Annotated in this window: 18 protein-coding genes; 4 read left to right on the forward strand and 14 right to left on the reverse strand. The window is 73.0% G+C overall.

Annotated elements, in window-relative coordinates:
- The first annotated feature begins 249 nt into the window (after positions 1–249).
- Positions 250–3468 carry an amidohydrolase family protein gene (locus Q3Y56_RS05375; protein ID WP_304460816.1) on the forward strand — a complete coding sequence of 1073 codons (3219 nt, stop codon included), beginning with the start codon at positions 250–252 and terminating at the stop codon, positions 3466–3468.
- 149 nt (positions 3469–3617) lie between these two features.
- Here the strand turns inward: Q3Y56_RS05375 and Q3Y56_RS05380 are convergent, their stop codons facing one another.
- Complete coding sequence (locus Q3Y56_RS05380; RefSeq protein WP_304465476.1) at positions 3618–4520, reverse strand: LysR family transcriptional regulator; 903 nt, start codon at positions 4518–4520, stop codon at positions 3618–3620.
- Positions 4521–4666: 146 nt separating this feature from the next.
- On the opposite strand from Q3Y56_RS05380, the gene Q3Y56_RS05385 reads away from it, so the two are divergent.
- Positions 4667–5941 carry a TDT family transporter gene (locus Q3Y56_RS05385; protein WP_304460817.1) on the forward strand — a complete coding sequence of 425 codons (1275 nt, stop codon included), beginning with the start codon at positions 4667–4669 and terminating at the stop codon, positions 5939–5941.
- On the opposite strand, the gene Q3Y56_RS05390 is transcribed toward Q3Y56_RS05385, so the two are convergent.
- Positions 5913–6650 carry a helical backbone metal receptor gene (locus Q3Y56_RS05390; protein ID WP_304460818.1) on the reverse strand — a complete coding sequence of 246 codons (738 nt, stop codon included), beginning with the start codon at positions 6648–6650 and terminating at the stop codon, positions 5913–5915. The two genes, Q3Y56_RS05385 and Q3Y56_RS05390, sit on opposite strands and share 29 nt — an antisense overlap.
- A gap of 57 nt (positions 6651–6707) precedes the next feature.
- On the opposite strand from Q3Y56_RS05390, the gene Q3Y56_RS05395 reads away from it, so the two are divergent.
- Both Q3Y56_RS05395 and Q3Y56_RS05400 read left to right on the forward strand, forming a co-directional pair.
- Positions 6708–7640 carry a 5'-3' exonuclease gene (locus Q3Y56_RS05395; RefSeq protein WP_304460819.1) on the forward strand — a complete coding sequence of 311 codons (933 nt, stop codon included), beginning with the start codon at positions 6708–6710 and terminating at the stop codon, positions 7638–7640.
- A 39-nt stretch (positions 7641–7679) separates the two neighbouring features.
- Positions 7680–8534: a siderophore-interacting protein gene (locus Q3Y56_RS05400; protein ID WP_304460820.1), complete on the forward strand. Its 855-nt coding sequence runs from the start codon at positions 7680–7682 to the stop codon at positions 8532–8534.
- A 51-nt stretch (positions 8535–8585) separates the two neighbouring features.
- On the opposite strand, the gene Q3Y56_RS05405 is transcribed toward Q3Y56_RS05400, so the two are convergent.
- The 12 genes from Q3Y56_RS05405 to Q3Y56_RS05460 all read right to left on the reverse strand — a co-directional run bounded on the left by Q3Y56_RS05405 (position 8586) and on the right by Q3Y56_RS05460 (position 20789).
- Complete coding sequence (locus Q3Y56_RS05405; protein WP_304460821.1) at positions 8586–11417, reverse strand: RNA helicase; 2832 nt, start codon at positions 11415–11417, stop codon at positions 8586–8588.
- A gap of 90 nt (positions 11418–11507) precedes the next feature.
- Positions 11508–12398 carry a diacylglycerol kinase gene (locus tag Q3Y56_RS05410; protein ID WP_304460822.1) on the reverse strand — a complete coding sequence of 297 codons (891 nt, stop codon included), beginning with the start codon at positions 12396–12398 and terminating at the stop codon, positions 11508–11510.
- Between the two features lie 36 nt (positions 12399–12434).
- Positions 12435–13373, reverse strand: coding sequence for a twin-arginine translocase subunit TatC (gene tatC, locus Q3Y56_RS05415; RefSeq protein WP_304460823.1), 939 nt, complete (start codon positions 13371–13373; stop codon positions 12435–12437).
- A gap of 77 nt (positions 13374–13450) precedes the next feature.
- Positions 13451–13735: a Sec-independent protein translocase subunit TatA gene (gene tatA, locus Q3Y56_RS05420; RefSeq protein ID WP_304460824.1), complete on the reverse strand. Its 285-nt coding sequence runs from the start codon at positions 13733–13735 to the stop codon at positions 13451–13453.
- Between the two features lie 266 nt (positions 13736–14001).
- Positions 14002–14205 carry a hypothetical protein gene (locus tag Q3Y56_RS05425; RefSeq protein ID WP_304460825.1) on the reverse strand — a complete coding sequence of 68 codons (204 nt, stop codon included), beginning with the start codon at positions 14203–14205 and terminating at the stop codon, positions 14002–14004.
- A gap of 56 nt (positions 14206–14261) precedes the next feature.
- The gene (locus tag Q3Y56_RS05430; RefSeq protein ID WP_304460826.1) at positions 14262–14528 is read right to left on the reverse strand and encodes a hypothetical protein; all 267 of its coding nucleotides are present in this window, start codon (positions 14526–14528) and stop codon (positions 14262–14264) included.
- A gap of 13 nt (positions 14529–14541) precedes the next feature.
- Positions 14542–15504 carry a YafY family protein gene (locus Q3Y56_RS05435; protein WP_304460827.1) on the reverse strand — a complete coding sequence of 321 codons (963 nt, stop codon included), beginning with the start codon at positions 15502–15504 and terminating at the stop codon, positions 14542–14544.
- A 20-nt stretch (positions 15505–15524) separates the two neighbouring features.
- Positions 15525–16484: a YafY family protein gene (locus Q3Y56_RS05440; protein WP_304460828.1), complete on the reverse strand. Its 960-nt coding sequence runs from the start codon at positions 16482–16484 to the stop codon at positions 15525–15527.
- 135 nt (positions 16485–16619) lie between these two features.
- The gene (locus Q3Y56_RS05445) at positions 16620–16991 is read right to left on the reverse strand and encodes an FKBP-type peptidyl-prolyl cis-trans isomerase (RefSeq protein ID WP_304460829.1); all 372 of its coding nucleotides are present in this window, start codon (positions 16989–16991) and stop codon (positions 16620–16622) included.
- A gap of 56 nt (positions 16992–17047) precedes the next feature.
- Complete coding sequence (locus Q3Y56_RS05450; RefSeq protein ID WP_304460830.1) at positions 17048–18031, reverse strand: FKBP-type peptidyl-prolyl cis-trans isomerase; 984 nt, start codon at positions 18029–18031, stop codon at positions 17048–17050.
- 115 nt (positions 18032–18146) lie between these two features.
- A complete protein-coding gene (gene pafA, locus Q3Y56_RS05455; protein ID WP_304460831.1) occupies positions 18147–19508 on the reverse strand; it encodes a Pup--protein ligase in 1362 nt (453 codons plus the stop codon).
- A gap of 9 nt (positions 19509–19517) precedes the next feature.
- The gene (locus Q3Y56_RS05460) at positions 19518–20789 is read right to left on the reverse strand and encodes an MFS transporter (RefSeq protein WP_304460832.1); all 1272 of its coding nucleotides are present in this window, start codon (positions 20787–20789) and stop codon (positions 19518–19520) included.
- Positions 20790–20825 lie beyond the last annotated feature (36 nt).

Here is a 20825-nt window from a genome sequence, read left to right on the forward strand (position 1 = left end):
TTGGGGTGACTTCTGCGGTCGGGATGGGTGACTTCTGACGTCGAATGGTGCGTTCTGAGGTCGCGGCGGGTGGTGGGTTGGGGTCGGGATCGGTTTCCGGGAGCACACTCTCCCTTCGCGTGGCGCATAAGCCAAGGCCAACTGCGCATTGTGTTGCGACTTAGGTCTGTGTGGTAGGCAACCGATACGACGAACGTCACCTCACGCCCCACACCCGGACCGCACAACTCCCGTGTCACAGGAGGACCGTTGGAGTCCACGGACGTTTCCCCGACCGGCCCCGAGCCTCGTCGCGCCCCCTTCGCCCTGTCCCGCAGAGGCTTCCTGCAGACGGCGGCGGGAACCGCCGCCGCGGCCGGTGCGGCCGCCGTTCTGCCGCCGGCCTCGGCCGCGGCCACCGAGGCGCACGGCGCCACGCTCTCCTTCACCGCGGCCACCAACGGCGCGGCCACGCTGGCCCCTTCGGGTGACCGGCTGGTCGCCGAGATACAGAACGTGCTGTGGTCGGTGCCCCGGAAGGGCGGCGCGGCCACGGCGCTCACCCCGGCCGGGCTGGAACCGAACCGTCCGGTCTTCTCCCCCGACGGTGCGCTGATCGCGCTGTGCGCGTACCGGGGCGGCGGATTCCACATCTGGACGATGCGGCCGGACGGTTCCGATGTGCGGCAGCGAACGGACGGCCCGTGGGACGACCGCGGCCCCGCCTGGTCGCCCGACGGCACCCGGATCGCCTTCGCGTCCGAGCGCGGCGGCGATCCCGTGGCCGGCAGCCCCTACCGGGTGTGGGTGCTCGACCTGGCCACGGGCGGTCTCACCCGGCTCACCGGGGTCCCCGGGCAGGAAGGGCCGCTCCAGGACGGCGCCTGGGAGGACTTCGACCCCACCTGGTCGGCCGACGGCGAGCGGGTGCTCTTCATCCGCGCGACACCGACGGCGGCACCGGCCGGCGGGACCACGCTCGACGCCCGTACCGTCGCCTCCGTACCGGCCGACGGCGGCGGCCCCGTGCGGCTGGAGCACAGCGAGCCGGCCGCGGCCCAGCTGATGGCGCCCGCCGTCTCGCCGGGCGGCCGGCTCGCCTGTCTGCGCACCACCCCCGCCCCCGCGGGCTCGTGCACGCTCGTGGTGGACGGCGCGGCCGTCGCGGTGGACGGGGACGTGGCTCCCGTACCGCCGCGCTGGATCTCGCGGGAGGAGTTGCTGCTGACCGTCGGCGGGCGGTTCCGGATCGTCCGGCCCGACGCCCCGGAGCGGGCCGAGACCATCCCGTTCACGGCCGCCTTACCGGTGGACCGCCCCCGGTACCGCGTCAAGCGGTACGACATCGAGGCCGGTGGCGGGATCCGCCCGGTGCGCGCCCTGCATCTGCCCGCCCTCTCCCCGGACGGGCGGCGGGTCGCGTTCGCCGCGCTCAACTCCCTGTGGGTCGCGGACGTCACGGGCGGCCGCGCCCCGCGCCGGATCGTCCGGGCCGATCCCACCCGCTATCTGCTCGGCCCCGTCTGGACTCCCGACGGCGACGGTCTGGTGTACGCGGACGACCGCGACGGGCTGCTCGCGGTGCGCCGCCGGGAGCTGGCCGGTGGCGCGGAGACCGTACTCGCCTCCGGTGGCCGGGTGCATCCGGCGCTCTCCCCCGACGGCACCCGGCTCGCCTGTATCGACATGTCGGGAAATCTCCTTGTGCGGGAGTTGGCGACGGGCGCGGAGCGGGTGCTGGTCGCGGCACTCGGCGGCGGCGGGCTGCCCGGCCGGCCGAGTTGGTCGCCCGACGGCCGCCGCATCGCCTTCTGCGACCGCAACCGGCTCAACCAGCGCTTCCGCGAGGGCTACAACCTCATCCGGGTGGTGGACGCGGCCAGTGGCGCGGCGCGGCTGCACGCGCTCGCCCCGCACCTGTCGCTGTCCGACCGCTACGACTCGGGCCCCGTATGGTCCCCGGACGGCCGCCACATGGCCGTCATCGCGGAATCGGCGCTGTGGCTGCTGCCGGTGCGGAAGGACGGCACGCCCGACGGGGAGCCGCGGCGGCTGACCGACGAGCCCGCCGACCACCCGTCGTGGTCCGGGGACGGGCGCACCGTCCTGTATCTGTCGGCGGGCAGGCTGCGGCTGCTGGACGTGGCGAGCGGGACGGCCCGTACGGTACGGGTCCCGCTCGACCACCGGCGGCCGGCACCCGTCGACACGGTCGTCCACGCGGGCCGGTTCTGGGATGGCACCGGGGACCGGGTCCGGGAGGACGTCGACCTCGTGGTGCGCGGCGGGCGGGTGGCCGCCGTCGAGCCGCACCGGGCGGGCCGGGCCGCCCGGCGCCGCGTCGACGCGTCCGCCCGGACCGTGCTGCCGGGGCTGTGGGACGCGCACACGCACCCCTGGCAGTACACCTACGGCGGCCGCCAGACCGCGTTGCAGCTCGCGTACGGCATCACCACCGCCGTCTCGCTCGGCGGCTTCTCCTACGAACAGGCCCGCATCCGCGAGGCGGTCGCGGCGGGTGCGCTCGCCGGTCCCCGGCTGCTGACCTGCGGCGAACTGCTCGACGGCCCGCGCGTGGCCTACAGCATGGGGCGGGCGCACCGGACCCGCGCGGGACTGCGGCGCTCGCTGGAGCGCGGCGCGGCCCTCGACTGGGACTTCGTCAAGACGTATGTCCGGGCCCCGGGCTGGGTGATGGAGGAGGCCGCGCGCTTCGCCCACGACCGGCTCGGGGTGCGCACGGGCAGCCACCTGTGCTCGCCGGGGGTGCAGCTCGGACAGGACCTCACGACCCACCTCCAGGCCACGCAGCGGCTGGAGTACGGTCACGCCACGTCGGCCACCGGCCACGCCTACCAGGACCTGACGGAGATCTACACGGCGACCGACTTCCGGATGATCGCCACCCCCTTCACCGCCCAGCCGCTGATCGGGGCGGATCCGGCGCTGGCGGAGGACGAGCGGGTCACCCGGCTGATGCCGCCGTGGGACACCGCCCTGGTCCGCCAGCTCGCCGGTACGCCGCCCACCGCCGCGCAACTCGCCACGCTGCGCACCGAGATCGGCGTCTACCGGCGGGTACTGGAGCGCGGCGGGCTCGTGGCGCTGGGCACGGACGCCCCGCTGGTGCCGGTGGGTCTGCATCTGCACCTGGGGCTGCGGGCGCTGCACCGGTACGGGCTGTCGCCGGCCGAGGCGCTGCGTACGGCGACCGTGCTGCCGGCTCGAGTCTTCGGCGCGGAGCGCGATCTGGGCACGCTGGAGGTGGGCAAGGCCGCGGACGTGGTGGTCGTGGACGGCGACCCGTTCACCGACTTCGACTCGCTCGTACGGACGGAGTCGGTGCTGCGCGGCGGGGTGCCGTACAGCACGCGGGACCTGGTCGGGGCGTTTCCGGGGGCGGCGTCCGTACGCGGGGGCGCACCGGTGCGGCGCTGGCTGGAGGTCGGCCGGATGCTGCGGCGGGACAGCTGCTGCGACATGGGGTAGCGCTCCGGGGAGCCGGCAGCCCTCCGGGGGTCCGGGGGCGGCGGTCCGGGGAGCCGGCAGCCCTCCGGGGGTCCGGGGAACCGGGGGGACGGCGCCCCGGGGGTCCGGCGGTCCGTGAGACCAGGGGACGGCGGTCCGGGGGGGCGGTTCTAGCGCTCCGCCGACCGCGTGAGACCCAGCAAGTCGCGGGCCGGGCCCGCCGGGCGCTGCCCGGCGGGCCAGACCGCGCGCAGGTCGCGGCGCAGCCGCACCTCCGCCAGCGGTATCTCGGCCAGTCGGCGGGCCGCCAGCTCCTCGCGGACGGCCAGCCGGCTCAGGACGGCGGGTCCGGCGCCGCTGATCGCCGCGGCCTTCACGGCCGTGGTGGAGGCGAGTTCCAGCAGCGGGTCGGCGAGGCCCCCGTACGCGGCGAGGGCTTCGTGGAGGACCTGGCGGGTGCCCGAGCCGCGTTCGCGCAGGACGAGCGGGGTTCCGGCGAGCTCCTGGGGGCTGACGGGGACGCGGCGGCGCGCCCAAGGGTGGTCGGGCGCGACGACCACGGCGAGCCGGTCGCGGCCGATGACCGCGCCGTCCAGGCCGGGGGCGACGTCCAGGCCCTCCACGAAGCCCAGGTCCGCCTCCCCGGCGAGCAGGTGCGCGGCGACGGCGGCGGAGTTCCCCGCGAGCAGGGAGACGGCCGTGCCGGGCCGCATGGCGCGCAGCGCGATCAGCCAGCCGGGCAGCAGGTATTCGGCGATCGTCATGCTGGCGGCCACCGTCAGCCGGGAGTCGCGCCGGTCGCGCAGCGCGTGGACCCCCGCGTCGAACGCCTCGGCCGCCTCCACGATCCGCCGCGCCCAGTCCGTCACCAGCGTCCCGGCCTCGGTGAGGCGGGAGCCGCGCGGCGAGCGTTCGACGAGGGCGAGGCCGAGGCGGCGCTCCATGGCGCGGATGCGGCTGCTCGCGGCGGGCTGGGTGATGCCCATCTCGCGGGCGGCACGGCCGAGGCTGCCCAGGCGGGCGACGGCGAGCAGCAGCTCCAGGGCGCCCAGATCGGGGACGCGGTGGGTGATCGGCGTGCCGAAGGCCGGGGCGGCGGCCTCGGGCGGCCGTTCCGTCGGTTCCCGTGCGCTGCCGGCGTCGCTCATAAGCCCACTTTATGCCGTCATAGAGACATGAGGTCTGGTGGGCCGTGCGGCGCGCGAGGAGGGTGATCTCCATGCGCATCTCGTCACGCAACCTCCGGTATCTCGGCCCCAACTGGTACGCGGTCGTCATGGGAACGGCCATCGTGGCGAACGCGGGTGCCGCGCTACCAAGCGTCCCCGGGTCGCGTATCGCGTACGAGGCCGTGTGGGCGCTGTCGGCGGTGGCGCTGGTGGTGCTGCTCGCGGCCCGCGCGGCGCACTGGGCGCGCCATCGCGACCAGGCGCGGGCGCATCTTCTCGATCCGGCGGTGGCGCCGTTCTACGGCTGCGTGTCGATGGCGCTGCTCGCGGTCGGCGGCGGGACGCTGTCCGTCGGTGCGGACGTGATCGGCGTGCGGGCGGCCGTCGCCGTGGACGCGGTGCTGTGGACCGCGGGCACCGTGATCGGGCTGGCGGCGGCGGCCGGAATCCCGTATCTGATGATCACGCGGCACCGGATCGGCGCGCAGGACGCCTCGCCCGTGTGGCTGCTGCCGGTCGTCCCGCCCATGGTGGCGGCGGCGCTGGGGCCCGCGCTGGCGGCTCACGTTCCGGCCGGGCAAGGGCGGTTGGCCCTGCTGCTGGGCTGCTACGCGCTGTTCGGGCTCAGCCTGATGGCGGTGCTGCTGATCCTGCCCGCGGTGTTCCTCCGGCTGGTGCGGCACGGCGCGCCCGCTCCGGCGCTCACCCCGACCCTGTTTCTGGTTCTGGGGCCGCTGGGCCAGTCCGTGACGGCCGCGGCCCATCTGGCGGAAGCGGCCCCGGCCGGTGTCCACGGGGGGTACTTCGCCGTGGCGTACGGCGTCCCGGTGCTGGGGTTCGCGCTGCTGTGGCTGGCGCTGGCCGGGGCGCTGGCGGTGCGGGCGCTGCGGCGCGGCATGCCGTTCGCCATGACGTGGTGGGGCTTCACCTTCCCGTTGGGTACGTGCGTCACGGGCGCGGCCGGGCTGGCGCGGCCCACCGGGCTGCACGCGCTGACATGGCTGGCCGTGGGGTTGTACGCGGTGCTGGTGGGCGCGTGGTCCGTGGTCGCGGTGCGCACGGCGCTCGGGGTGGCGCGCGGGACGCTGCTCGCGCCCCCGAACGCGGGCCCCGCCGCGCCCCCGGTCGGCGCCGGTGCGGCCTCTGCCGCGCCCACGCCCGGTGCCGGTGCTGCCGCGCCCCCGGCCGTCGCTCGTGGGGCTCTTGCCGCGGCCCCTGCCTCCGTCCCGGGCCTTGCGGCCGCTCCCGCTCCTTCCTCCGTCCCAGGCCTTGCGGCCGCTCCCGCACCGGCCCGTGTCAGCGTGCCGTCCGCAGCGCGGCGCTGAGCACCGCGGGCGCCTCGGCCAGCGAGGGCCCGTACCAGGTGAGATGCCGTCCGCTGACCAGGGCGGCGGGCAGGCCGGGAAAGGCCTCCGGGCCGTCCTCGGCGGTGAAGCGGTACGGCTCGTCCGGCAGGACGACCAGGTCCGCGCCCCGCGCGCGCAGTTCGTCGAGCGGGATACGCGGATAGCGCTCGCTGTGCGAGCGGAACAGGTGCTCCACTCCCAGCCGCGCCAGCAGGTCGCCCGCGAAGGTGTCCCGGCCCAGCACCATCCACGGCCGCCGCCATACGGGTACGACGGCGCGCCGCACCGGGGCGGCGGGGGCGACGTCCCGCCACGCCGCCTCGGCCACGTCCAGCCAGTCGGGGCGCGGCAGCCCGCAGCCGTCCACCAGGACCCGCGCCAGCTCGGTGAACGCCTGGTCCAGGGTGCGTACCTCGGTGACCAGCACCTCCAGTCCGGCGGCGCGCAGCGCGGCCAGGTCGGGGGCCCGGTTCTCCTCCTCGTTGGCGATGACGAGGTCCGGGGCGAGGGCGGCGATCCGGGCGGTGTCCGGGTTCTTCGTCCCGCCGACGCGCGCCGCGCGCAGACCGGGTGGATGGGTGCACCAGTCGGTGACTCCGGCCAGCAGCTCGGGGGCGGTGGCGGCCACGGCCTCAGTAAGAGAAGGCACGAGGGAGACCACGCGCCGGACAGCGGGGCGGTTGCTCATCGCCTCACCGTATGCCGTGCCCCCGTCGCTGTCAGTGGTGTGCGGCATGATCGAGGGGTGACGCGACGCCTGATGCTCCTCGACACCTCCTCCCTCTACTTCCGCGCCTATTACGGGGTCCCGGACTCGGTCAGGGCCCCCGACGGCACCCCGGTGAACGCCGTCCGCGGGCTGCTGGACTTCATCGACCGGCTGGTGCGGGACCACCAGCCGGACGGCCTGGTCGCCTGCATGGACTTCGACTGGCGGCCGCACTGGCGGGTCGAGCTGATTCCGACGTACAAGGCCCACCGGGTCGCCGAGGAGACCCCGGAGGGGCTGCCGGACGAGGAGGAGGTCCCGGACACCCTCTCGCCGCAGGTGCCGGTGATCGACGCGGTGCTGGACGCGGTCGGCATCGCCCGCGTCGGCGCCGCGGAGTACGAGGCGGACGACGTGATCGGCACCCTGACCGCCCGTGCGACCGGGCCGGTGGACATCGTCACCGGCGACCGCGACCTGTACCAGCTGGTGGACGACGAGCGGCGGATCCGGGTGCTCTATCCGCTCAAGGGAGTCGGCACGCTGCAGACGGTGGACGAGGCGCTGCTGCGCGAGAAGTACGGCGTCGGCGGCTCGGGGTACGCGGACCTGGCCCTGCTGCGCGGCGACCCCAGCGACGGCCTGCCGGGCGTACCGGGGATCGGCGAGAAGACGGCCGCGAAGCTGCTCGCCGCCTACGGCGACCTGGCGGGGATCATGGCCGCGGTCGACGACCCGGCCTCGAAGCTGACCCCGGCGCAGCGCAAGCGCCTGGCCGAGGCCCGCCCGTACGTCGCGGTCGCGCCGCGGGTCGTGCGGGTGGCCTCCGACATCGCCCTGCCCCCGGTGGACCCGGCCCTGCCGCGTACGCCGCGGGACCCGGCGGAGCTGGAGAGGCTTGCGGAGCGGTGGGGGCTGGGTGGCTCATTGCAGCGCCTGCTCACGACGCTGCACAGCGGAGCCTGTTAGGTTAGGTAATCCTAACTATTTCCTTGATCGGGAGGACCCGTGGCTGACCGTCCCGTCCGCAAGGCACCGCAGCTCCACCGGGGGCGCGTGGTGCGTACGGAACGTCTGACCCCCCACATGGTGCGGGTCGTGCTCGGTGGCGACGGCCTGGCCGGGTTCGCCGCGGGCGAGTGGAGCGACCACTACGTCAAGCTGCTCTTCCGGGTGGAGGGCGTCGACTACCCCGAGCCGTTCGACATACGCCGGATCCGCGACGAGTTCCCGCGCGACCAGTGGCCGCGGACGCGTACGTACACCGTGCGCGAGTGGAACGCGGACGTGCGCGAGCTGACGGTGGACTTCGTCGTCCACGGCGACGAGGGGCTGGCCGGGCCCTGGGCGGCCGCCGCCACGCCGGGCATGGAGATCGACCTGCTCGGCCCCGGCGGCGCCTATGTGCCGGGCGCGGAGGCCGACTGGCATCTGCTGGCGGGCGACGAGAGCGCGCTGCCCGCCATCGCCGCCTCACTGGAGCGCGCACCGGACGGGGTGCCGGTCCGGGCGCTGATCGAGGTCGCCGGCCCGGCGGAGGAGCAGAAGCTGACCGCACCGGACGGTGCGGAGATCGTCTGGTTGCACCGGGGCGCCGCGCCGGTCGGCGAGGCGCTGGTGGCAGCCGTTCGGGCCCTGGAGTTCCCGCCCGGCCAGGTGCAGGCGTTCGTGCACGGCGAGGCGGGGTTCGTGAAGGAGTTGCGCCGGCATCTGCGGCTGGAGCGCGGGATCACCCGCGAATGGCTGTCGATCTCCGGCTACTGGCGGCGCGGCCATGACGAGGACGGCTGGCAGGCGTCCAAGAGGGAGTGGAACGCGCGGGTCGAGGCCGAGCAGGAGGGCAGCGGCCAGACCGCCGCGTAGGTGTGGTGCGACCGGGGTCCGCCCTGGACCCCGGTCCTCGAACCCCTCGGACTACCCCACCGAGCTGTACGCCACGACGCCGCGCAGCAGTCCGTCGACCGCCCGGCGGGCGTTCCTGCGCACCGTGCCGCCGTCCGGCGCCGCCTCCGCTATCTGCCCCAGGACGTCGATGAGTTGCTTGCACCAGCGCACGAAGTCGCCGGCGGGCATGTCCACTTCGCGCAGCACCTCGTCCAGGCCGTGGCCGGAGGCCCAGCGGTACGCGGCCCAGGCGAAGCCCAGGTCCGGCTCGCGCTGCCCGACGCCCTCCGCCTGGTTGATCTTGTGCTCCTCCTCCAGGGCGTCCAACCGGCCCCAGATGCGCACCATCTCGCCCAGGGCCTGCTTGGCGGCGCCCGCGGGCAGCTTCGGCGGCAGCGCGTCGTCGGCCTGCCGCGCCTCGTAGACCAGCGCGGAGGCGCACGCCGCCAGCTCGGCGGGCCCCAGCCCCTCCCACACCCCGTCCCGCAGGCACTCGCTGGCCAGCAGGTCGAGTTCGCCGTAGAGCCGGGCCAGCCGGCGGCCGTCCTCGGTGACCTCGTCCCCGCGCAGATAGCCCAGCTCCGACAGCAGCGCGCAGATCCGGTCGAAGGTGCGGGCGATCGTGTTCGTACGGCCCTCGATGCGCCGCTCCAACTGCCGGGTGTCGCGCAGCAGGCGGTGGTACCGCTCGGACCAGCGGGCATGATCCTCCCGCTCGGCGCAGCCGTGGCAGGGGTGCGCGCGGATCGCGGCGCGCAGCCGTGCGATCTCGGTGTCGTCGGCGGCGGCCGAACGCTCCCTGCGGTGGCGCCGCACGTCGTGGTGTCCGGCCTTGGTGCGCAGCGCGGAGGCCAGGTCCCGGCGGGACTGCGGGCTGCGCGGATTGAACGACTTCGGTACGCGCATCCGCTCCAGCGGCTCGACCGGGACCGGGAAGTCGATCGAGGCCAGCCGCTTGACCTGCCGTTCGGCGGTGAGCACCAGGGGCCGGGGGCCGTCGTGGTGCTCGTATCCGCGGTGGGCGTTGGTGCGGCCCGCCGGGAGGCCCGGGTCCAGCACCAGTGCCAGGCCCGCGTACTTGCCGGTCGGCACATGGATCACATCGCCCGGCTTGAGCTTCTCCAGCGCCACGGCGGCGGCCGCGCGCCGCTGTGCCGCGCCCTGCCGGGACAGTTCGGTCTCGCGGTCCTTCAACTCGCGGCGCAGCCGCGCGTACTCGTCGAAGTCGCCCAGGTGGCAGGTCATGGAGTCGCGGTAGCCCGCGAGCCCCTCCTCGTTGCGCTGCACCTGGCGGGAGATGCCGACGACCGCCTTGTCGGCCTGGAACTGGGCGAAGGAGGTCTCCAGCAGCTCGCGCGAGCGGTGCCGCCCGAACTGCGAGACCAGGTTGACCGCCATGTTGTACGACGGCTTGAAGGACGAGCGCAGCGGATAGGTGCGGGTGCCCGCGAGGCCCGCCAGTGCGGTCGGGTCCATGGCGCGCTGCCACAGCACCACCGCGTGGCCCTCGACGTCGATGCCGCGCCGCCCCGCACGGCCGGTCAGCTGCGTGTACTCCCCCGGCGTGATGTCGGCGTGCTGCTCGCCGTTCCACTTGACGAGCTTCTCCAGCACCACCGAGCGGGCCGGCATGTTGATGCCCAGCGCGAGCGTCTCGGTGGCGAACACCGCCTTCACCAGGCCCTGGACGAACAGTTCCTCCACGACCTCCTTGAAGGTCGGCAGCATGCCCGCGTGGTGGGCGGCGACGCCCCGCTCCAGCCCCTCCAGCCATTCGAAGTAGCCCAGCACGTGCAGGTCTTCGTCCGGAATACCCGCCGTGCGCTCCTCGACTATGGCCCGCACCTTGGCGCGCGCCGCGTCGTCGTTGAGCCGCAGCCCCGCGTACAGGCACTGCTGCACGGCGGCCTCGCAGCCCGCGCGGCTGAAGATGAAGGTGATCGCGGGCAGCAGCCCCTCGGCGTCGAGCCGGTCGATGACCTCGGGCCTGCTGGGCGTCCAGATGCGGCTGCGCTGGCGGCGCTCGCGCTCCCGGTCGGCCTCCCGCATGTTGTTGCGCCCGCGGCGCTTGTCACGCCCGAAGCTCGGCCGGGAGTTCTCCATGCGGGCGAGCCGCACCAGGTCGGGGTTGACCTCGCGGCGGCCGGTGCCCTGCCCGCCGTCCTGCTGGCTCCGCTCCTCGAAGAGGTCGTACATCCGGCGCCCCGCGAGCACGTGCTGGAACAGGGGCACGGGTCGGCGCTCGGCGACGATCACCTCGGTGTCGCCGCGGACGGTGTCCAGCCAGTCGCCGAACTCCTCGGCGTTGGACACGGTCGCGGACAGCGACACGAGCGTGACGGAGTCGGGGAGGTGGATGATGACCTCCTCCCAGACCGCGCCCCGGAAGCGGTCGGACAGGTAGTGCACCTCGTCCATCACCACGTACCCGAGGCCGCGCAGCGCCTGCGAGCCCGCGTACAGCATGTTCCGGAGCACCTCGGTGGTCATCACGACCACCGGCGCGTCGGGGTTGATGCTGTTGTCGCCGGTGAGCAGCCCGACCCGGCCGACGCCGTGGCGCCGGACCAGGTCGGTGTACTTCTGGTTCGACAGCGCCTTGATCGGGGTGGTGTAGAAGCACTTGCGGCCCTGGGTGAGGGCCAGGTGGACGGCGAACTCGCCCACGATCGTCTTACCGGAGCCGGTGGGCGCGGCCACCAGCACGCCCTTGCCGGCTTCAAGGGCCTGGCACGCCTCGATCTGGAAGGGGTCCAAATCGAAGTCGTACATCGCTCGGAAGGGGGCCAGCGCGGTGGCCTCCTCGGCGGCCCGGCGGCGGGCCGCGGCGTAGCGCTCGGCGGGAGTCAGCTCGTCGGTCATCGTGTCTACGAGACTACCGGCCACCTGTGACAACGCACGATCTTTATCCACAGAGCACCGAACGGCCCGCGGACCACGGGGACGGGCCGGTCAGGCGCCCAGGACACGGACCGCGCCCGGAACGGTACGCGCGGTGAGGGGCAGGGCGCCGACCCGCTCGCCGTCCGCGTACCCGGTGATGCCGTCGGCGGCCAGCGAGACGGCGGCGACCCGGTGCACCGTGACCGCGGGGTGCGTCAGATGCGTGCCCTTGTAGACCCGGGGGAAGACGCGCAGCAGGGTGGCGCGGCGGCACGGCCCGACGACGGTGACGTCGAAGAGGCCGTCGTCCGGCCGGGCATCGGCGCAGATCCGCATCCCGCCGCCGTACGAGCCGGTGTTGCCCACCGCGATCAGCGTGGCCTCGACCTCCTGCTCGGGCCCGTCGTCCAGGCGTACGCGGAACGGGATCGGGCGCAGCGCGGCCAGTTCGGCGAGCATCGCGATGTCGTAGCGGAACCGTCCGGTGGGCCACCGCATGCGGTTGCCGCGGTCGTTGACGCGGGAGTCGAAGCCGGCGGCCAGGACGGTGCCGAACCAGGTGTCCCCGGCCCGGCCCAGATCGGTCTCGCGCCCGCCGTCCTCCTTGAGCGCCCGCGCGATGCGGCGGGCGGCCCCGGCCGGGTCGCGCACGGGCAGTCCGAGGGACCGCGCGAAGTCGTTCCCGGTGCCGACGGCCACCACGCCCAGTGGCGTACCGGTCCCGGCCACGGCCTGGAGCGCGAGCGAGACCATGCCGTCACCGCCGACGGCGATCAGCGCGCCCGTACCGCCCGCCACCGCCGCGCGTGCGCGCCGCAACGCGTCGTCGGCGTCGGCGCCGAGCACCGTACGGACGGTGTACCCGGCGTCGCGCAGCACCCGGGCGGCGGGCGGGGCCGCGTGCGCACCGCGCCCGCGGCCCGCCGTCGGGTTGACGAAGAGGGTGATGTCGCTGGTCACGAGCGGGACCCTATCGGTAGGCCCGCCGGTGCCGGATCAGGTGAAGTCGTCGTAGCCGTTGCGCCTGGCCGGATCCGTGTGGTCGGCGTCGCGGGCCGCGGCGACCGGCTCGACGTCGTCGATCCGCGACGGCGTGAGATCGAGGTCGGATGCCTCGTCGTCGCCGAGCCCGGCGTCGGGGTTGCCGCGGCGCTTGCGGCGGTCGTTGACGAGGCTGATTCCGGTGGCGCCGAAGTACAGCACGATGATGGGGGCCGCGAGGACCGACATGGTCAGCGGGTCGCCGGTCGGGGTGGCGACGGCCGCGAAGACGGTGATGCCCACCACCATGAAGCGCCACCAGCTGAGCATCCGCTTCCCGGTGATCACTCCGCCGAGGTTGAGCAGCACCAGCAGCAGCGGCAGCTCGAAGGCGAGACCGAAGACGATCACCAGCCGGGTGACGATGTCGAGGAACTCGTCCGCGGGGAAGAGGTTGTTCCACCCCTCGGGGGTGAGGCCGACGAGCGCACCGGCGGAGGTCGGCAGGATCGCGTACGCGAGGTAGGCGCCGCCCAGGAAGAGCGGCACGCCGGCGGCCACGAAGCTGAGCGCGTACTTCTTCTCGTGACCGTGCAGCCCGGGCGCGAGGAAGGCCCAGAGCTGGTAGAGCCAGACCGGGCTGGCGGCGACGACGCCGGTCGCCAGGGCCACCTTCAACATGATCGTGAACGGGGCCAGCAGACCGTTGGCGGTGACCTGCACGCAGGACGAACCGTCCGGGTTCAGCGTCTTGCCGTCCGGGCACCCCACGCTGTCGATCACCGGGTCGGTGATGAACTCCGCGATCTGCTTGTAGTAGATCAGCCCGATGATCGTGAACACGACGATCGCGATCACGGACTTCAGCAGCCGGTTGCGCAGCTCTCGCAGATGCTCCGCGAGAGGCATCCGCCCCTCGGGGTCCTTCTGCTGCTTGCGGGCAGACTTGAGCAACCCACGTCCTCGTCTCGTACGGAGCCCGTCGCCGACAGATCACGTCGGCGCCGGTGCGGCGGCTCTCTCGGCTGGCGTCAGCTCTGGGTGGTGCGGTTCGGCTCGGTGACCGGGCGGGAGCTGGTCACATCGCCGGGAGCTGCCTGGATGGTCTTCGGCGCGGGCTCCTGGTGGGCCGCCGGGTCGGCGGGCGGGGCACCGGCTGCGGCCCCCTCGTCGTCCTTCTTCATCGCCTTGGCCTCGCTCTTGAGGATGCGGGCCGACTTGCCGAGGGACCGAGCCATGTCGGGGAGCTTCTTGGCACCGAAGAGCAGCAGGATGACGACGAGGATCAGGACGATCTCAGCGGGCCTCAGGTTCATGTGTGCTACTACCTTCTCGCCAGGGCGGCGTACCTACTGCCTGCCGGGTGGGGATCGGACGGGCGTGCTAGTGCTGCCAGCGATCGTAACCCGCGGGGGTGAACACAGGGCAATGCCCTTGCATACGCCCGGTTGCGGACGGTGTTCGCCGGCAGTGCAGCGTCTTTGCAGCCTACCTCGCAGCCACCACCGGCAAGAGCGGGCGCCCTGGAGCGCCACCCTTCGCCAGTGCTCGCGCCGTGCCGCCGGTCCCGGCGGCGCTGCCGTCAGTCCCGGCGGACCTGGTCGACGTGGCCGGCGAGCGGGAGGGCGGCCCGCTCCAGGTCGGCGGAGGCGCGGGCGATGCGGTCCGAGCTCTCCGCCACCTGCCGGGCCAGCCGCCGGACTTCGACGAAGACCCGTACGGCCAGGACGCCGAGCACGGCGATTCCGCAGAAGGAGAGGGCGAGGGCAAGCATCGGCCAGAGCATGACAGGAGCCTACCGGGACGCCGCGCCGCGTCCACCAGGACGCTTCGCCGCGGCGATCACGCGGTGGAGTGCAGCCGCAGCGTCCGTACGCCGCCGCCGGTGAGCAGCTCGACGATGCGCTCACCGGCCCGTTTGCGGACCGCGGAGCCGCAGCGGGGGCAGGTGAAGGAGTAGAAGGTGGTCTTGTCGCTCGCGCCGATCGCCAGCCGCAGCGCGCCGGCGGCCAGCTCGAACTGGCCGCGACACTCAGGACAGCCCGCCTTGAAGACCACCGGGTGGGAAGCGGCGGGGTCGGACGAGGCGGCGTTCGCCTCAGCGGTCACGTTGTGCGTCCCTTCATTCGCCGTACGCCGCGAGCGCCTGCCGCGCCGCGTCCCGGGCACTGTCCGCCAGGTCCCGCGGGGAGACGATCCGGCCGTCCTGCCCCAGCCGGAGCGCCAGGCGGCGCAGCGATCCGGGGTCGGGGGTGCGCAGGGTGATCCGCAGCCCCCCGTCCGGCAGCTCGTCGGCGCTGTCGTGCGGGTAGTACTCGGCGACCCAGCGGCCGCCGGGCCCGACCTCGACGACCACCTCGGGGTCCTCGGCGGCGGGCTGCACCAGCCCTTCGGACAGGTCCCGCGGCTCGATCGGCGGCGGGTCGGACGCCTCGTCCAGCAGCCTGATCTCCGCGACCCGGTCCAGCCGGAAGGTACGGCGCGCCTCCGACAGGCGGCACCACGCCTCGACGTAGGTGTGGCCGACGGCGAACAGCCGGATCGGGTCGACCTCGCGTTCGGTGAGCTCGTCGCGCGCGGGCGAGTAGTAGCGCAGCCAGACCCGCCGCCGCTCCGCGATGGCCCGGTCGATGTCCGCGAAGACCCCGCCCTCGGACTCGAACGTCACGGACAGCCGGGAGCTGGCACCGGCGGCCTCACCCGCCGCGGCCTCCAGCTTGGCGGTGGCGCGCAGCAGCGCCTGCCGGTCGCTCTCGCGCAGGCCGGGGAGGGTGGCCACGGCGCGGGCGGCGACGAGCAGCGCGGTCGCCTCGTCGGCGGCGAGCCGCAGCGGCTCGCCCGCGCTGGAGCCGGTGGCGTCGGGGTTGTGCCACCAGATGCGGTCGCCGTCGGTGTCGATGTCGAGCAGGTCCCCGCCGCGGAAGCTGGTGCCGCACATCGGCAGCACGTCGAGGTCGGCGATCAGCTCGTCCTCGCTGATCCCGAAGGCCCGGGCGACGTCGCTGACGTGCGCGCCGGGGCGTTCCCGCAGGTACGTCACGAGGGACAGCATCCGGCGGGTCTGGTCGATGGCGTTCGTGGCCATGTGAAGTCGGTCCGTCCCTCTCAGCCCTTGGCCACGGCGCGCAGCCGGTCGACGACGTCGGCACGCAGTTCGGCGGGTTCGAGGACGACCACGTCCTGGCCGAACTCCACCAGCCACGCGTCCAGCCCGTGCCCGTACGGAATCTCCAGCTCGTCCCAGCCGTCGTCCACCGGGCGGCTGGTCAGCGCCCTGGCCCGGAGCGGATAGCCGTGGCCGGAGCGCAGCCTGATCCGGGCGGTGCCGGTGGCGATCTCCCCCGCCCAGCTCTCGACCGTCTCCCGTACGGTGACGTGGTCGGGCACCTCGGCCGTGAAGGCACCGGCGCGGGAGCGGACCTTGCCGATGATCCGGGAGAGCCGGAAGACCCGCTCCGCCTGCCGCTCACGGTCCCAGCCGACGAGGTACCAGTGGCCGCGCCAGCACTCCAGGATCCACGGCTCGACCTGGCGGCGCTCGGGGTGGGCGGCGCTGGACTTGCGGTAGTCGAAGACGACGGGCCGACGGTCGCGGCAGGCGAGCATCAGCGGTTCGAAGGCGGCCTCGTGGGCGGGGATGCGCGGCTCCAGGGCGCTGGGCCCGTCGGTGCCGTACGGATCGTCGGCGAGCGGCATCCCGGCCGCGCGCAGTTTCTGCAGCGCGCCGCTGGCCGCGCCGGCCAGCCGGGCCTGCTGCCAGACCTTGGCGGCCAGCCCCAGGGCCGCGGCCTCCTCGGCGTCGAAGGCGATGGGCGGCAGGCGGTTGCTGTCCCGGCGGGCGAGGTAGCCGATCTCGCCGTCGATGCTCTCCACCGTCTCGATGACGAGGCCGAGTTCGCGCAGGTCGTCCTTGTCGCGCTCGAACATGCGGTTGAAGGCGTCGTCCGCCCCCGCCTGCAGGTACGCCTCGATCGAGCCGCGCAGCTCACGCTTGGTGAGCGGACGCCGCGTCCCCAGCAGGCACAGCGCCAGGTTCATCAGCCGCTCGGCCTTGGCAATCGCCATCGACGCCCCTTCTTCTCGACCCCTCGACGGTGACCGTACCGCTACGGGGACGCAAGGTGAAAGCCGAGGGCCCCCGCCGTCCGGCGGGGGCCCTCGGTCTCAGGACGATCTCGTCTCAGACGCCGGACTGGCGGCTCAGACGGCGACCAGGTCGCAGACGAAGATCAGGGTCTCGCCCGGTCCGATCTTGCCGCCGGCGCCCTGGTCGCCGTAGGCCAGGTGCGGCGGGATGATCAGCTGGCGGCGGCCGCCGACCTTCATGCCCTGGATGCCCAGCTCCCAGCCGGGGATGACCCGCTTGCCACCCAGCTTGAACGCCAGCGGGGTGCCCCGGTTCCAGCTCGCGTCGAACTCCTCGCCGGTGGAGAAGGAGACGCCGACGTAGTGCACCTGGACGGTGTCCCCGACCTTGGCGACGGGACCGTCACCCTCCCAGATGTCCTTGATCTCCAGGTCCTTCGGCGGCTCGCCGCCCGGGAAGTCGACCTCGGGCTTGTCGATGCTCACGAAAACTGCTCCTTGTTACGTGGTGGGCAACCTGCCCAGTCTGTCAGACGGCCGTACTACGAGACGGCCAGGATGTCGACGGAGAAGACCAGGGTGGAGTTGGCCGGGATCTTGTCGCGCGCTTCCTTGCCATAGGCGAGCTCCGGCGGCATGACCAGCAGCACGCGGCTGCCGATCTTCTTGCCCTTGAGCCCGTCGCGGAAGCCCGGGACGAGCTCCGGCAGGTTGAACTTGGCCAGGGCCTTGCTGGCATACGTGGAGTCGAACTCCTTGCCGCCGTCCCACAGGACACCCCTGTACTGGAGGAGGACGGTGTCGGTCTCCTTGACCTCCCGCCCGTCGCCCTCCAGGACATAGGCCGAGACGAGCTTCTTCGGCGCCTTGGTCTTGGGCACCGTGATGGCGGGCGCCTTGCCGTCGGTGTCGTCCCCCACCTTCGGCAGGTCCTTGTTGTCCTGGGCGACCTTGCTGCCGTGTGCGGAGCTCTTGCTGTTGAAGACGCCGACGACGTCGACGACGAACACCATGATGTCGGTGCCCTTGATGACGGGCGGCCGGCCCTGCGGGCCGTATCCGAGCTCCGGCGGGATGGCCAGCTCGACGCGGCTGCCGACCTTCTTCCCCTCCAGACCCTTGTCCCAGCCGGGAACGACCTCGCCGGCGCCGACCCGGAAGACGAAGGGGTTGCGGCCCTTGTCCCAGGTGGTGTCGAAGACCTTGCCGGTGTCCCAGATCTGGCCCAGGTAGTTCACCTGAATGTAGTCGCCCTTGGCCGCGACGGGGCCACGGCCGGCGACCAGGGTCTTGGTCTCCAGCTTGCCGGGCCCCTTGCCGACACCCCTGGCGACCTCGGGCCGCTCGCCGAATTTCGTCCCGCCGAGCAGCGCCGGGACAGGGCCATCCATCTTGGCGGTCGGCTGCGCCGACGGGCTCTCCGGCTTGGGAGAGGTCTTTTCGCCCTTGTCTGAGTCGTCGTCACCGCAGCCCGCGAGCGCGAGCAGCCCGGCGGGTACGGCAAGGAGTACGGATCGTCGGCGCACGGAGGTCCTCGTTCAGTAGAGCCTGCGGGGGGCAATGCGCGTCACTCTACGACGTGGCGCGGGCCCCGCACGAGGAACGTGCGGGGCCCGCGTCGGGCGTTCGGCGCAAGCCGCCTCACATGCCGGCGATGAGCTTCTCCACCCGGTCGTCCACCGAACGGAACGGGTCCTTGCACAGCACGGTGCGCTGCGCCTGGTCGTTGAGCTTGAGGTGCACCCAGTCGACGGTGAAGTCGCGGCGCTGCTCCTGGGCGCGGCGGATGAAATCACCGCGCAGCCTGGCCCGGGTGGTCTGCGGTGGCACCGACTTGCCTTCGAAGATCTTCAAGTCGTTGCAGATCCGGGCCGCTTGACCGCGCTTCTCCAGAAGGTAATACAACCCGCGGCGGCGGTGGATGTCGTGGTACGCGAGGTCTATCTGCGCGATGCGCGGATGCGACATCGTGATGTTGTTCTTGGCCCGATAGCGCTCGATGAGCCGGTATTTCATCACCCAGTCGATCTCGGTGTCGATGAGGTCGAGGTTCTCCGTGCGCACCGCTTCGAGGGTGCGGCCCCACAGTTCCAGGACGCGCTCCACCGTGCCGGTGCGGATCCCGCGGCGCTCGCAGAAATCGACGGCTTTTTCGTAGTACTCCTGCTGGACTTCCAGGGCGGACGCCTCGCGGCCGCTGGCCAGCCGCACCTTCCGCTGTCCGGTGATGTCGTGGCTGACCTCGCGGATGGCCCGGATCGGGTTCTCCAGCGTGAGGTCCCGCATGACGGTGCCCGCCTCGATCATGCGCAGCACCAGGTCGGTGGCGCCGACCTTGAGCAGCATGGTCGTCTCGGACATGTTGGAGTCGCCGACGATGACGTGCAGCCTGCGGTAGCGTTCGGCGTCGGCGTGCGGCTCGTCACGGGTGTTGATGATGGGTCGGGAGCGCGTGGTGGCGGAGCTGACGCCCTCCCAGATGTGCTCGGCGCGCTGGCTGACGCAGTACACGGCGCCGCGCGGGGTCTGCAGCACCTTGCCCGCGCCGCACAGCAGCTGGCGGGTCACCAGGAACGGGATGAGGATGTCCGCGAGCCGGGAGAACTCGCCGTGCCTGGCCACCAGGTAGTTCTCATGGCAACCGTAGGAGTTCCCGGCGGAGTCCGTGTTGTTCTTGAAGAGGTAGACGTCGCCCGCGATCCCTTCCTCGTGCAGGCGTTTTTCGGCGTCGACGAGGAGTCCTTCGAGGATGCGCTCGCCCGCTTTGTCGTGGGTGACCAGCTCGGTCACGTTGTCGCACTCGGGAGTTGCGTATTCCGGGTGCGATCCCACGTCGAGATAGAGGCGGGCGCCGTTGCGCAGGAAGACATTGCTGCTGCGGCCCCAGGAAACGACACGGCGGAAGAGGTACCGCGCCACTTCGTCAGGAGACAGTCGGCGCTGTCCCCTGAACGTGCATGTGACGCCGTACTCGTTCTCCAGCCCGAAAATGCGGCGGTCCATGACTGAACATTACGCCTGATGGCCTGCTCTGAAACCGGGTTCGACAGCACCGTTTCGATCATTTTCCGCCGGGAGATCACCGGCGACGGGGCGGGACCCGCGCCCGCTCACCGGGGCGAGGAAGCGCCGGGCGGCCACCAGGACCAGCAGCGCCACCGCTCCAGCCGCCCCCGGGACGGCGAATCCGGCGGCCACGTCACCGGCCTCGATGACGGGTCCGGCGGCCCCCGAGCCGACCGACGCGCCGACGACGAACATCGTGACCAGCCAGGAGAACGCCTCGGTGACGGTGCCGCTGGGCGCGTGCCGGTCGACCACGACAAAGGCACAGGCCAGGGCCGGGGCCAGGAACACCCCGGAGAGCAGGGCGAGGGCGGTCATGGCGGGCACGCCGGGCACCAGCGCCAGCGGCAGGAAGCCCAGCGCCAGGGCCGCCACCAGCAGCCGCAGCCGGGGCTCGGGGGCACCGGACCACTGGCGGGCGCCGTAGACCACGCCGCCGATCAGCGCGCCGGTACTCAACCCGGAGAGCAGATAGCTGGAGACCATGCCGCCGCCGTGCTCGTCGGCGTAGGCGACCGAGGCCACGGCGATGGCGCCCATCGCCGTGCCGACGAAGAAGAACGCGCTGATGAGGACGACCAGTCCGGGCGAGCGCAGGGCGCCGAGCCAGTGCGCCTCGCGGGGCGCGGACCGCCACTGCCGGGACGGCGCCGAGGTCACCACGGAGAGCGCGCCCGCCACGCCGATCACATTGATGACGAGCAGCGCGGCGGCCTCCGACCAGCCGGCGACCAGCAGGGTGACCAGCAGCGGCCCCACGGCGAACATCACTTCCTGGGCCACGGCGTCCAGCGCGTAGGCGGCGTGGATGCGGTCGTCGCGCTTGAGGACATCGGGCCACAGGGCCCGCAGGCCGCCTTCCAGCGGGGGCGTGAAGAATCCCGCGACCAGCATGGCCGCGTAGGCGACGGGCAGCGGGTCGGTGCCGACGGAGGCGAACAGGGCCATCCCGAGCGCGGACAGCACGGCGGAGGGGAGCATCACCCGGGGCTGCCCCAGCAGGTCCACGGCCCGCCCCAGCAGCGGCTGGCCGATGGCGTTGCCGACGCCGTAGACCGCGGAGAGCGCTCCGGCGAGGGCGTAGCTGCCGCCCTCGGCCCGCACGAACAGCACGATCGCGAGCGAGGCGGTGGCGTTCGGCAGGCGGCCTATGAGCGTCCCGGCGAGCAGCCGCACCGCGTACCGGGTGCGCAGCAGCTCTCCGTATCCAGCGGCCATGGTGTGCCCCCTCTTCCCTTGATCACTCTCAGAGCG

It is taken from the genome of Streptomyces sp. XD-27, assembly GCF_030553055.1.
Lineage (GTDB): Bacteria > Actinomycetota > Actinomycetes > Streptomycetales > Streptomycetaceae > Streptomyces.

Coding starts and splice junctions, on each gene's coding strand:
- Q3Y56_RS05385 (WP_304460817.1), top strand. CDS start 4,667: ATGCGCATCTCGTCACGCAACCTCCGGTATCTCGGCCCCAACTGGTAC.
- Q3Y56_RS05390 (WP_304460818.1), bottom strand. CDS start 6,650: ATGAGCAACCGCCCCGCTGTCCGGCGCGTGGTCTCCCTCGTGCCTTCT.
- Q3Y56_RS05405 (WP_304460821.1), bottom strand. CDS start 11,417: ATGACCGACGAGCTGACTCCCGCCGAGCGCTACGCCGCGGCCCGCCGC.
- tatA (WP_304460824.1), bottom strand. CDS start 13,735: ATGAACCTGAGGCCCGCTGAGATCGTCCTGATCCTCGTCGTCATCCTG.
- Q3Y56_RS05425 (WP_304460825.1), bottom strand. CDS start 14,205: ATGCTCTGGCCGATGCTTGCCCTCGCCCTCTCCTTCTGCGGAATCGCC.
- Q3Y56_RS05435 (WP_304460827.1), bottom strand. CDS start 15,504: ATGGCCACGAACGCCATCGACCAGACCCGCCGGATGCTGTCCCTCGTG.
- Q3Y56_RS05440 (WP_304460828.1), bottom strand. CDS start 16,484: ATGGCGATTGCCAAGGCCGAGCGGCTGATGAACCTGGCGCTGTGCCTG.
- pafA (WP_304460831.1), bottom strand. CDS start 19,508: ATGGACCGCCGCATTTTCGGGCTGGAGAACGAGTACGGCGTCACATGC.
- Q3Y56_RS05460 (WP_304460832.1), bottom strand. CDS start 20,789: ATGGCCGCTGGATACGGAGAGCTGCTGCGCACCCGGTACGCGGTGCGG.